Genomic DNA, 12,234 nt, shown 5'->3' with positions numbered 1-12,234 from the left:
AGCAGCAAGAGCGACGGCGAGAAAATCACTTTAAAAATGATGCATCTATGGCCGGATAGCAATAACTCCGCGCAAAACAAAATGGTAAAAGAAATCATCAGAGAATTTGAAGAAGCTAATCCGAATATCACCATCAAGACGGAAGTTCTTGAAAATGAGCAGTATAAAAGCAAACTGAAGGTACTTGCCGCTTCTAACGATCTACCGGACATCGGATTCACCTGGGCAGCAGGCTTTATGGATCCTTATGTTAGGGGAGATAAGTTTGCAGCCGTGGACGATCTTTTACAGGATGAGTTGAAAGGAAAATTCGTAGCTGGTACGACGGAGGGGTACTCCTTTGATGGGAAGACGTATGCCCTTCCTGTCGAACTAAACATAGTTCCGGTCTACTATAATAAAGAAATATTTTCAGAATTTAATCTGCAGCCTCCCCAAACCTTGGATGATCTCAAAGCGATCATTCGAACACTGAATAACAATGGCATAACACCTGTTACTCTTGGCGGTAAGGACGGTTGGCCGGCTTCCTTCTGGTACATGTATCTAGCTGATCGTATTGGGGGACCTAACCTGATGGATAAAGCTGTAGCGGATCAGGATTTCACAGATCCTTCCTTGCTAGAGGCTGCAAGACAAGTGCAAGAGTTGGTAAACCTGAACACATTCATCAAAGGCTACAACGGATTATCCAATGATGAAGCCAAGGTACAGTTCATGAACGGTAAGTCAGCCATGTTCGTTACAGGGACTTGGGAGCTGCCAGATTTCACGACCACTACAAATATAGCCCAAGAATTTAAAGTCAACATTGGGTATTTCAAGTTCCCGACAGTTGAAGGCGGTAAAGGCAACGTGGATGATTGGGTCGGTGGTCCGGGCACTGGATTATTCGTTTCCAAAAATTCGAAGCATGCTCTGGAGGCCAAAGAATTCGTGAGCTTTTTCGTTCAAAAGTGGGGAGAGCATTCTGTTGTCAATGCAGGTGTAATCCCGGCTACCAAAGTAGATACTGCAGCCATCAAGCTACCGCAAATGTTCATTGATCTATTAAACGAGTTAAATAAGGCTAATAAAGTAACTCTTTATCTGGATACACAAATGAAGCCAGTCGCATCTGCTATACACATGAATCAGATTCAGGCATTGTTCGGTGAAGCCGTCACGCCAGAAGAATTTATCAAGAAACAGGATGATGCGCTAAAAGCGGATAAGTAATGTTCAGAAATATCAACAGATCATGGAGACGTCAAGGGATAGATCCTTTGATGTCTCTTTTTTTGCGCTCTATAGAACTGAATCTAAAAATAGTGGAAGTTTTCCTAAAGAGGGTGTCCTTATGCTTAAGGATTGCAGGATCTATAATTATGTATGCGGTTACAAAAAACCGGAGTAATAATACAAAAGGGGAGGCAAAGATATGAAAAGTATGAAACGTAGTTTAGTGGGGATCTCTACATTGCTTGTGATGTCATCTGCTCTCGCAGCATGTGGTGGGAACTCAAATTCTAACTCATCTAGCCCAAGTCAAACGACTGCACCAGCAGCCAACGCTACCGAAGCTCCATCAAAAGGAACAGGTGAGAAAGTCACTATCAATCTCTGGAGCTTTACGGACGAGATTCCTAACATGACCAAGAAGTATATGGAAACCCATCCTGATGCGAATGTAGAGTTCAAAACTACAGTTATCGCTACCACTGACGGCGCTTATCAGCCTGCTCTTGATCAGGCTCTGTCAGCGGGAGGTAAAGATGCCCCTGACATTTATGCTGCAGAATCAGCATTCGTGCTTAAGTATACCCAAGGCGATGCATCCAGCTATGCAGCCAACTATTCTGATATGGGTCTTGATGACCAAATGGTTAAGGACGCTGGCATCGCGCAATACTCGGTTGATATCGGCAGTTTAGATGGAAAATTAAAAGCCCTCGGCTATCAAGCAACTGGCGGTGCCTTTATCTATCGCCGCTCTATTGCGAAGGATGTTTTTGGAACAGACGATCCAGCCACCATCAAAAATGAAATTGGACCAGGCTGGGATAAATTCTACGATGCAGCCGCGAAGCTGAAAGCTAAAGGATACGGCATCGTTTCTGGCGACGGCGATATCTGGCACCCGATCGAGAACAGTTCTGACAAGGGCTGGATTGTTGATGGCAAGCTTCATATCGATCCAAAGCGTGAAGAGTTCCTGGATCTTTCTAAAAAGCTGAAAGACAATGGTTATCACAATGATACGACAGACTGGACGGAAGCATGGTATGCGGATATGTCCGGTGCCGGCGCTCAACCGATCTTCGGATTCTTCGGTCCTGCTTGGCTCATCAACTATGTGATGAACGGTCAAGTAAAAGACACGAATGGCGACTGGGCTGTATCCGAACCAACAACAGGTTTCTTCTGGGGCGGTACTTGGCTGCTTGCCAACAAAGACGTGACCAAGGACGATGCTAAGAAACAGGCTGTTGCGGACTTTGTGAAGTGGGTTACACTCGATACCTCTGAAACGGGACTTCAATATTACTGGGCTAACGGTACTATGAAGGAAGGCGAGCAAGGAACGAAGGATAGCGTTGCATCCTCCGTTGTCATGTCCAAATCAAATGGCGAAGTTCCGCTGCTCGGCGGCCAGAACATGTTCGACGTGTTTGTACCGGCCAATGCTAACGCTTCAGGTAAGAACTTGACCCAGTACGACGAAACAATTAACAAGCTCTGGCGTGATCAAGTACGCGAATACACCGCAGGCAATAAGGACCGTGCCAAAGCGATCGAAACCTTTAAGCAACAAGTCAAAGACCAACTTGGCATTGAAAGCGAATAAGAAGGATTCGGAGGGGCGGGGGAGTAATCCCGCCCCTTCATATCAACTAAAGAGGTGAGAGCATGCGCCGCAAAAATGTGAACTATGCGAAATACGGTTATATTTTTACCTTTCCATTTGTTCTTGCATTTCTGATTTTTTCACTGTATCCCATTTTATATACCGCAGTTATTGGATTCACCGATATGAAAGGAATCATACCCAAACCGATCCATATCCTTGATAATCCTTTTCAGAACTTCAAAGATCTTCTCTTTGATAATCCCTCGTTCCGGAAGTCCTTATTCAACACCGGCTTACTCTGGATTACTAACTTCGTTCCTCAGATGCTTCTCGCGCTCTTGCTAACTGCATGGTTCACGAATAAGCGTCTAAACATAAAGGGACAAGGCTTGTTCAAGGTTCTGCTCTATATGCCTAATATCATTACTGCTAGTACGATTGCCGTGTTGTTCAGCACTTTATTCGCCTACCCGATGGGTCCTGTAAACAGTTTGTTTCAAATGTTGGGATGGACAGACGCTCCGGTGTTCTTCCTGCAGGATAAGACGACAGCACGGGGCATTGTCGCGTTCATCCAGTTTTGGATGTGGTACGGCAACACCATGATCGTCCTGATCGCTGGCGTTATGGGTATAAATCCTGCCCTCTTCGAGTCCGCAGCGATTGACGGGGCGAATGGTTTTCAAACCTTCTTCCGAATCACACTGCCGAGTCTGCGTACGATATTGCTGTTCACACTGATTACATCGATGGTGGGCGGTTTGACCATGTTCGATATTCCGCAATTATTTCTTGCAGGCGGTCCGGACGATTCTACGCTTACCACGTCTATGTTTATCTACGGGCAAGCATTCAAGGGCAGCTATATGTACAATCGTGCTGCAGCAGCGAGCATGATCATGTTCTTGATTTCAGCAATATTGGCTGGAATTCTGTTCTACGTGATGCGTGACCGCGATGCATCAAGACTTAAAAAAATACAAAAACAAAAGTACAGAAAAGCTGCTGCAGCAGCCCGTGAGGGAGGCGTAACACATGGCAAATAATCAGAAAAGCGGGACCGTTAACCGAAAGATCAACAAGACGATTATCTATGTGGTTTGCATCTCTTTGGCGGTGCTCAGTATCCTGCCGTTTTGGATCATGTTTGTAAATGCCACGCGCTCTACACCGGAAATCCAAGGTGGTCTTTCACTGCTTCCTTCGAGCCACATGATGAGCAATCTGCGAGTACTGCTCGACAAGAGCTTTGATCCGCTTCAAGGTTTCATGAATTCATTCATTATCGCCAGTTCTGCAACCCTCTGCACGGTCTATTTCTCGTCTTTGGCGGCCTATGGGCTGGTGACTTACAGCTGGAAGCTACGGGGGCCATTCTTTACCTTCATCATGTGCGTGATGATGATTCCTTCCCAGGCAAGCGCCATCGGATTCTATCAGTTCATGTATAAATTACATTGGACCAATAATTTTCTCCCGCTGATTCTACCAGCAATTGCTGCGCCGGCGGTGGTGTTCTTCATGCGCCAATACTTGCTCGCAACTCTGTCGATAGAGATCGTGGAAGCTGCGCGCGTAGATGGGTCAGGTGAATTCTTCACTTTCAACCGGATTATCTTACCGCTGATGATGCCGGCAGTTGCAACACAGGCCATTTTTGCCTTTGTGGCTAACTGGAACAACCTGTTCATGCCGCTGATATTGCTGACACAGAAGGAGAAATATACTATGCCAATCATGGTCAGCTTGCTCCGAGGTGATATCTACAAAACGGAGTTCGGCTCGATCTATATGGGTCTGGCTTTGACGGCTTTACCGCTCTTTGTGGTTTACTTCTTGTTATCCAGATATATTATCGCCGGCGTAGCGCTTGGTGGCGTCAAAGAATAACATTGGCTTCTGGCTTCAAATAAGTAATCTCAATCAGGAGGAGAGTCCTATTATGGCCACAAAAAATGAACCGTTAGTTACCCATCTCTATACAGCCGATCCCTCCGCTCATGTATTTGAGGGCAAGCTGTATATTTACCCATCCCATGATATCGACCATGATGGACCTACGAATGATAATGGTGACCAGTATGCAATGGAAGATTATCATGTGTTTTCCTTGGAAGATCCTACATCTCCCTGTGTAGATCACGGAGAGGCACTTCATCTTCGGGATGTGCCTTGGGCTTCGAAGCAAATGTGGGCGCCCGATGCCGCGTACCGGCAGGGGACGTATTATTTGTTTTTCCCGGCCCGTGACAAGGAGGGGATTTTCCGTATCGGAGTGGCTACGTCAACTTCTCCGTCTGGTCCTTTCCAGGCTCAAGAAAGCTATATCAAAGGGAGCTTCAGCATTGATCCAGCCGTATTCGTGGACGAGGACGAAAGAGGCTACATGTATTTTGGAGGCTTATGGGGCGGACAATTAGAAAAGTGGCAAGACGGTATTTTTCAACAAGATGCGGTAGAAAAGGGCCCAGAGGAACCGGCTTACGGTCCTTGGGTGGGTGAGCTGAGTGAAGACATGCTGACATTCAAATCTGATCCTCAGGAGATCACCATTATTGATGAAGAAGGGAAATTAATCCTTGCGGGTGATGAAGACAGGAGATACTTCGAGGGTCCATGGATGCACAAGTATAAAGGGAAATACTATCTCTCATACTCTACTGGCACAACCCATAAGATCGTCTATGCGGTGAGTGACAAGCCTTGCGGACCCTTTGTCTTCCAAGGAACGATCCTGAATCCAGTCATTGGCTGGACGACCCATCATTCTATTGTGGAATTTAACGAGAAATGGTATTTGTTCTATCATGACGCATCGCTGTCTGGCGGTGTGGACCATAAACGCAGTATGAAATTTACGGAGCTTCATTATGAGGAAGACGGCAGAATCCGGCCGGTAGTGCTCTAATTGAAAGTACAGCATCCCTTATTGATAGGGCTTATTATGAAATTGTACTTAAGGATGTCTTGAAGCAAATACTTCAGAGACATCCTTATTTGTCTTTTCATCTTTAAATTATAGGAAAAAAATTCTAATATTTTGATTGCTTTTTTTATAAAGGAGTTTTATTGTGAAGAGGAATGAATATTCATTCCGCAAGAAGGAGAGGTGTTCTTATTGTCTACAAACAAGGAAGAGGAAATTTATAAAGCGGCTTTAAAATTATTTGCAGAAAGAGGTTATGATGGAACGACTGTTCCAATGATTGCGGAAGCGGCAAAAGTAGGAGCGGGAACAATTTATCGATATTTTGAAAGTAAAGAGTCACTAGTTAATTCATTGTTTCAAAAAGTAGTGATGGAGTTTTCAGAGACCATTAAAACTGATTTTCCAAACTCAAATGAAATTCGTGAGCAATTTCGCCATGTGTTTTATCAAATGGTCGGATTTGCAAAAAGCAATATATACGCGCTGCTATTTATAGATTCACATGCAGAGTCATATTATTTAAATGAGAAGAGCCGGAGCGTGTTTGATGGATTTATGAATTTTTTAGTCGCAATCATAGAAAGTGGCAAAGAGAGAGAGGTGTTCAGCTCGCTTCCTTCAAATGCATTAATCTGTATTGTTTATGGCGCATTTGTTAGCTTCTTCAAAGAAATTCAACATGGAAAAATAATTGAGACACCAGAGCTTATTCAAGGAATAGAACGAAGCTGCTGGAATGCTATCAGAATCGACTGACTCTGCTGATATAAAATAATAGTGTATGGGAGGATTATTCTTTGGAAAATTACTTGTTAAATAATGGAGTTTTGTTACCGAAAGTCGGATTGGGTGTATACCAAATGAAAAATGAACACGAAGATGCAATCATTTGGGCATTGAGAAATGGATATAGGCATATTGATACCGCCGCTTTTTATCATAATGAGGAACTTGTTGCAAGTACAATTAAAAAATCAGGTGTAAATCGAAAGGATATATTTATTACAACAAAGCTGTGGAATTCAGATCATGGTAAAAGAACGAAACAGGCTTTTGAAATGAGTTTGAAAAAACTGGGAACAGATTATATAGATCTTTATTTGATCCATTGGCCATCCCCGAAATATGTTGAGAGCTGGTTGATATTAGAGGAATTGTACAAAGAGGGTAAAATTAGAGCCATTGGTGTGTCTAACTTTGAACAAATGCACCTGAGTGATGTATTGAAGCATGGCTCAATAGTCCCTGCTGTAAATCAAATTCATACGAATCCGTTTTTACAGCAGCCCGATTTGCATAATTATATGGTGAATAAGAATATCCAACATGTAGCGTGGAGTCCTTTTGGACATGGAAATAAAGATTTATTCGATAACCCTATATTAACAAGCATTGCTGAAAGACACGGTAAAACAACGGCTCAAGTTATGTTAAGGTGGAACATTGAGCGCAATGTTGGAGTTATTCCCAAATCGGTTAATCCTGCAAGATTAAAGGCGAATCTGGAAATTTTTGATTTTAGTTTATCTGATGAGGAAATGAAACAAATATCGACATTAGATAAAAATAAAAAGGGATTTGTTAATCCTGACAACAAGCTGTTTTTATGGGCTACTACACTTTTGCGGTAATCTAGCTGGGATTCCAAGAGGGCAATGATTAAATAGAAAAATCCTTGCCTTTTAGATTTATTGAAGTTATTATAGATTCATAAAGTCTTTAATTAAAGATTCGAGTGTAATATTCCTGATTATGGAGTGTTCTTTTTTTAAATCCATAATGGATAACGTAAGTCTCTAATATCTTTAATATAAATTGAAAGCGAAAGGGAGAATTAGGATGACTCATGATTGTGTAATTATCGGTGGAGGACCGGCAGGTCTAAATGCTGCTCTGGTGCTAGGCAGGGCAAGAAAAAGTGTGGTTGTGATTGATGAAGGTCGCGCACGTAATAGGGTGACTCGAGAAACGCATGGCTTTCTTACTAGAGATTCTATAAGTCCAAGCGAATTCAGGAGAATTGCGAAGGAGCAGATTAGTGCCTATCACTCCGTTACTTTTGCGGAAGATACCGCCATATCGATTACGGGAACCGATGGTGATTTTCAAATTAAGACGGTTCAGGGTCAGACCTTTCAAAGTAAAAAGGTGCTCTTCGCCATAGGGATGAAAGACCTCCCGTTGGATATTAAGGGACTCACAGACGTATATGGTAAAAGCGCCTTTATCTGCCCCTATTGTGATGGATGGGAACTAAGAGATCAGCCTCTTGTCGTAATTGTTAAGGGAGCCGATGCAACGCATATGGCCCGAGTGTTATCTGGTTGGACGAAAAAGATAACCATATGTACTAATGGATCTGATGACTTGACGGATGCACAACGCGAAGAGCTAAATCAACATAACATTCCTGTCTATGACTCACCGATTCAGTCGATCGAATCTGACAATGGCATGGTGCAGCAAGTTGTGTTGAAGGATGGTATTAGCATAGTATGTACGGGGATATTTTTTAGACCGAAGCTTATGATCGGGTCGGATTTGCCACAAGCCCTTGGTTGTGAATTCACAGAAACAGGAACAGTAATCATCGATAATCTCGGTAAAACGAACGTTCCAGGCGTTTATAGTGCCGGTGATGCAACAACACATCTTCATCAAGCCATTATTGCCGCTTCTATGGGCTCCTTAGCTGGGGTCGGCATTAATAACGAACTAAATGAAGAGGCGTGGCGTAACATATGATGCTATTGTACAAAATCGTCTAATTCATTTATTCCCTTGAGCTGAATCTACATCCAGATTAATATAGAAACTATATTTGTTCTGAGAGGGGTAGTTCAAAATAAAAATCGGATTCCTAATTATTGATATGCAAAACCTTTTCTTACACGATCATATGGAGAGATTAAATGTAAGTGAGGCTTGTGAATATATTAATCATGTGTCTGGGTTACTTCGTGCGAAGGACCAAATCGTTATCCATATACAAGACATGGAAGGGGCGAATACAGATACGGATCCAGAAGCTAGAAATAGTATACCGTAAATTACAGTTGCACCCACGGATATCCAGATGGCGAAAGAATTCTCTAATGCTTTTTGGAAAACGGATTTGGAACAACTGCTACGTGAACATGGTGTTGAATTCATCATCGTTGCGGGATTCGCCGCAGAACATTGCGTAACCTTTACTATTAACGGTGCACAAGAAAGAGGTTTTCAAGCAGCCATTCTACAAAAGGGTGTCCTTAGCACACAGCCAGAGGCAATTACTTCGATTTACCGTGATCGGCATATGATCTCTTACCCGGTGATCGAATTTTTAATGGAGACCATTGCTTGAGATTCTACTAATAGAAGCTAATGATAATAAGTGGAGTTACGTATTAGATAACTAATATGTAACTCCATTTTTTATAGAATCGTCCTTCACTAATTGATTCTTCTATATTCATTTGATGAATAGAACCTATGTATCAGTATGCTATGTTAATGTTATGCCAACGGGTAGGATAGTTTAATAATCGATTGGGGAAAATAACCAAAAATAGACAGGGGTTATTTCTCATGTGGTGGAGAGGTCTAATTTTGATTTTGATAATAGGGGTCACCAACTTTACAGTAATGGATTGTGCTGAAGCTTACGATGAGGAGTCACCAACTAAATATAACGTCGACATTCAACGGGAGTGCTTGGATGAGATCCTTATTTTTGAACTTCGTCTTAAAATTATGAGCGTACTTGAAAAAGAATATGGTAATAACTATCTCATCGGCGGCGCTCATATCATACCAATCAGGAAATCGGATTCTTATCCTCAACAAGAGTTCATACTTGAAGGGAAAGTTATGACACAAGATTCTAACTCGGATATAGTTCAAATTACTTTCAAAGCTAATACAGACGGATATAAAGCGAGTGATTTCCGTGTTATCCGTAGCGAAAATAACAATCATCCATTACGCTAACGGGACACGATAGTTCAATCGCAACAAGAAGGCAGCCGATCAGAGGATCAGCTGCCGTTTTATTGAAGTAAAAGGCAGTATAATTCAGTAATTTCGTGAATAAGACGTTATAAGAAATCGGCGGGAAACTATAAGGAGCAGATAACATGAAACAACTCGGTGATGAATCCTTTGCTGTGGATTGGAATCCTGATATATCACATGAAAAAAATCACAATCGATGTTTTGTTTTCAAATGGTAAAAAATTAACAAAGGTTATGGACTAAGCAATCAAATCAACCGTACCATGGTATAATATTCGCATACAAATAATTACATAAATTAAATCCTTATGAAAAAGGGGAATGCACTATATGGCAAATATCGAGCACTTGCAGACCGTGAATGTTCCGGCTTCAACGGTATATGAAGCACTAACCACTGCAAAAGGACTTTCAGAAATATGGACAAATGAACTAATAGTCAATGATCAGATCGGTTGTATAAACGAGTTCCGATTCGGCGGCAAAGGCTTAACAAAGATGCGAGTTGATGAGCTTGTTACCGATAAAAAGATTTTGTGGCAATGTGTTGATTCAGATCCAGAATGGATAGGTACGACAATTTCTTTTAATTTAGAGGAGAAAAACGGGAAGACTTCAATCATTTTTCGTCAGATGAATTGGGAGAATGTAACCGCATTTTATCGCCTATGTAATTATAACTGGGCTATTTTTTTGTACAGTCTTAAACAGTATTGTGAAGAAGGCCTGGGTCTTCCGTATCATAAACGGAAGTTTTAGAACCATCCCAAACACGGATGGGTGACTAAAGTACATGATCCCGAGAACTGATTTCGGAAGTACTGCGCTTTAATAATATGCTTATATCGAAGGAGGCATTGGAATGAAGCAACTTTATATAAAGCAGAAGGTATTTAGTCTAAGTGGTAAATTTACGGTAAAGAATCAGCAGGAGCAGGATGTCTATTATGTAGAGGGCAGTTTTATGCAAATACCAAAGACGTTCTCCATTATGAATACCACAAGAGATGAAGTCGGACTTATTACGAAGAAGGTATTTAGTTTTTTACCGAAGTTTTTTGTTGAGGTCAATGGTCGAGAGGTGTTAACGATTAAGAAAGAGTTTACTTTCATTAAAGCGCGCTATACGATTCATGCGGCTGACATTGAGGTACATGGTAACTGGTGGGACATGGATTTTCAGGTCTTGCAGTACGGTGTAGTCATAGGTAAAGTGAACAAGGAGTGGTTTACTTGGGGCGATAGCTACAAGGTTCAAATACTAAATGAGGAGATGGAGGCAATCATGATTGCGTTTGTTGTTGCAATTGATTGTGTAAAAGCTGACCAAGCAGCTTCTTCCTCATCAGCAACGATATAATTAGCCTAGTTCTTTAAATAGCGGTAGTCTAAGATTTTGATTTGTTTGAACAACTGATGAATGAAAACGATTGTATTTTTATATCTAGACTTTAAAATTTTTATGTTTTTAGCCTAAAAGATGCATTGACCTGGAAAAGGTTGGAGCCTATAATCAAAAACAGGGAAAATTCATTTGATATGGAGTGATTTGGAACTTGAGGATTTCTCAAAAGGTCTAATTGTAAACGCATACAATGAAGTTTCTCCATACTTTCTTTGAAGGAGGGATTTGATAAGTTAGAAAGTCTCTTTTTTTCTTATTTTTGCAAACGTTTGCACAAGTGGTTGCACCTAAATAATGAGGAGGTTATTTACTTGGGAAGACAACAATCTAGGCGGTTTGTTTCTTGGTTGATTATTTTTTCGCTTATTTTTAGTTTATTTGGTTTATCCGGCGGGGCTTCAGCCAGCAATACTGATTATACAGTCTCCTACACGAACTCCACAGCATCTGCTGTAACACTGCATTGGACCACGAATAACTGGACGGATATTGCCGATACGGTTATGACTAAAAATGGAACCACATTTACGGCCAACCTCAATGTTCAGGAAGGCGCCACACTCATTTATTGTTATCATATTACGGCCCCGACAGATAGTTGGGATAGCAACGGAGGGAAGAACTGGACGGTTGTTGTCCCGGTTGCTGGTAAATACGAAGCTGAGAACGCAGCCTTGTCAGGTGGCGCCAAAATAAATACGAATCACACCGGATATACTGGCACCGGTTTTGTGGATGGATACACAACCATAGGAGCAACAACCACCTTTAGTGTTCAATCCTCCGCGACTGGTACCTATAATGCCACGCTCCACTACGCCAATGGGTCCGGCAGTGCTAAGATCGTTTCCATTTATGTAAATGGTGTAAAGGTAAAGCAGACCACTTTAGCGAATTTGGCAAGCTGGGATGCATGGGGTGACCAACCTGAAACGCTCTCTTTACAGGCAGGCAATAATTCAATCGCCTACAAATATGACTCGGATGATACTGGGAATATCAATATCGACTATCTAACTCTTTCAGCCACAGCAACACCAACTTCTACCGCAGCACCAACATCAACGCCAACAG

13 protein-coding genes are annotated in these 12,234 nt (G+C 41.9%); all 13 read left to right on the top strand.

The annotated features are described in order from the left end of the window. Positions 1–36: 36 nt before the first annotated feature. Entirely contained in the window at positions 37–1,218 is a 1,182-nt protein-coding gene (locus tag CA598_RS12230; RefSeq protein ID WP_094876701.1) for an extracellular solute-binding protein, read from the top strand. Between the two features lie 202 nt (positions 1,219–1,420). Next, entirely contained in the window at positions 1,421–2,827 is a 1,407-nt protein-coding gene (locus CA598_RS12220) for an ABC transporter substrate-binding protein (protein WP_094871732.1), read from the top strand. A gap of 62 nt (positions 2,828–2,889) precedes the next feature. Continuing rightward, a complete protein-coding gene (locus tag CA598_RS12215) occupies positions 2,890–3,876 on the top strand; it encodes a carbohydrate ABC transporter permease (protein WP_094876669.1) in 987 nt (328 codons plus the stop codon). Then, positions 3,866–4,720 carry a carbohydrate ABC transporter permease gene (locus CA598_RS12210; RefSeq protein WP_094871729.1) on the top strand — a complete coding sequence of 285 codons (855 nt, stop codon included), beginning with the start codon at positions 3,866–3,868 and terminating at the stop codon, positions 4,718–4,720. The genes CA598_RS12215 and CA598_RS12210 overlap by 11 nt, the downstream gene beginning before the upstream one ends. Before the next feature lie 52 nt (positions 4,721–4,772). Next, a complete protein-coding gene (locus CA598_RS12205; protein ID WP_094876668.1) occupies positions 4,773–5,738 on the top strand; it encodes a glycoside hydrolase family 43 protein in 966 nt (321 codons plus the stop codon). Between the two features lie 210 nt (positions 5,739–5,948). Then, positions 5,949–6,515 (top strand): TetR/AcrR family transcriptional regulator, encoded by a 567-nt coding sequence (locus tag CA598_RS12200; RefSeq protein WP_094871726.1) that lies wholly within the window; start codon positions 5,949–5,951, stop codon positions 6,513–6,515. A 41-nt stretch (positions 6,516–6,556) separates the two neighbouring features. Beyond that, positions 6,557–7,390 carry an aldo/keto reductase gene (locus CA598_RS12195; RefSeq protein ID WP_094876667.1) on the top strand — a complete coding sequence of 278 codons (834 nt, stop codon included), beginning with the start codon at positions 6,557–6,559 and terminating at the stop codon, positions 7,388–7,390. 208 nt (positions 7,391–7,598) lie between these two features. Continuing rightward, on the top strand, positions 7,599–8,504 hold the full coding sequence (locus CA598_RS12190; protein ID WP_094876666.1) for an NAD(P)/FAD-dependent oxidoreductase: 906 nt from the start codon (positions 7,599–7,601) through the stop codon (positions 8,502–8,504). A gap of 304 nt (positions 8,505–8,808) precedes the next feature. Next, entirely contained in the window at positions 8,809–9,105 is a 297-nt protein-coding gene (locus CA598_RS32930) for a cysteine hydrolase family protein (RefSeq protein ID WP_306440463.1), read from the top strand. Positions 9,106–9,329: 224 nt separating this feature from the next. Next, a complete protein-coding gene (locus CA598_RS12180; protein WP_094876665.1) occupies positions 9,330–9,731 on the top strand; it encodes a hypothetical protein in 402 nt (133 codons plus the stop codon). 354 nt (positions 9,732–10,085) lie between these two features. Next, entirely contained in the window at positions 10,086–10,514 is a 429-nt protein-coding gene (locus CA598_RS12175; protein WP_094876664.1) for an SRPBCC family protein, read from the top strand. A 103-nt stretch (positions 10,515–10,617) separates the two neighbouring features. Next, entirely contained in the window at positions 10,618–11,115 is a 498-nt protein-coding gene (locus tag CA598_RS12170) for an LURP-one-related/scramblase family protein (RefSeq protein ID WP_094876663.1), read from the top strand. A 356-nt stretch (positions 11,116–11,471) separates the two neighbouring features. Next, positions 11,472–12,234, top strand: a 763-nt coding sequence (locus CA598_RS12165) for a CBM35 domain-containing protein (protein ID WP_143812162.1), incomplete at its 3' end; no start/stop codon positions are given.

It is taken from the genome of Paenibacillus sp. VTT E-133291 (genome assembly GCF_002264395.1).
In the GTDB taxonomy this organism is placed as follows: domain Bacteria; phylum Bacillota; class Bacilli; order Paenibacillales; family Paenibacillaceae; genus Paenibacillus_AQ; species Paenibacillus_AQ nitricinens.
The sequence above is the reverse complement of the archived record's forward strand: the minus strand, read 5'-3'. Positions and strand labels throughout refer to the sequence as shown.

Excerpts from the sequence above, each read along its gene's own strand:
- CA598_RS12175 (WP_094876664.1), top strand. The coding sequence starts at position 10,086 with ATGGCAAATATCGAGCACTTGCAGACCGTGAATGTTCCGGCTTCAACG.
- CA598_RS12190 (WP_094876666.1), top strand. The coding sequence starts at position 7,599 with ATGACTCATGATTGTGTAATTATCGGTGGAGGACCGGCAGGTCTAAAT.
- CA598_RS12180 (WP_094876665.1), top strand. The coding sequence starts at position 9,330 with ATGTGGTGGAGAGGTCTAATTTTGATTTTGATAATAGGGGTCACCAAC.
- CA598_RS12215 (WP_094876669.1), top strand. The coding sequence starts at position 2,890 with ATGCGCCGCAAAAATGTGAACTATGCGAAATACGGTTATATTTTTACC.
- CA598_RS12210 (WP_094871729.1), top strand. The coding sequence starts at position 3,866 with ATGGCAAATAATCAGAAAAGCGGGACCGTTAACCGAAAGATCAACAAG.
- CA598_RS12220 (WP_094871732.1), top strand. The coding sequence starts at position 1,421 with ATGAAAAGTATGAAACGTAGTTTAGTGGGGATCTCTACATTGCTTGTG.
- CA598_RS12230 (WP_094876701.1), top strand. The coding sequence starts at position 37 with ATGATGCATCTATGGCCGGATAGCAATAACTCCGCGCAAAACAAAATG.
- CA598_RS12205 (WP_094876668.1), top strand. The coding sequence starts at position 4,773 with ATGGCCACAAAAAATGAACCGTTAGTTACCCATCTCTATACAGCCGAT.
- CA598_RS12170 (WP_094876663.1), top strand. The coding sequence starts at position 10,618 with ATGAAGCAACTTTATATAAAGCAGAAGGTATTTAGTCTAAGTGGTAAA.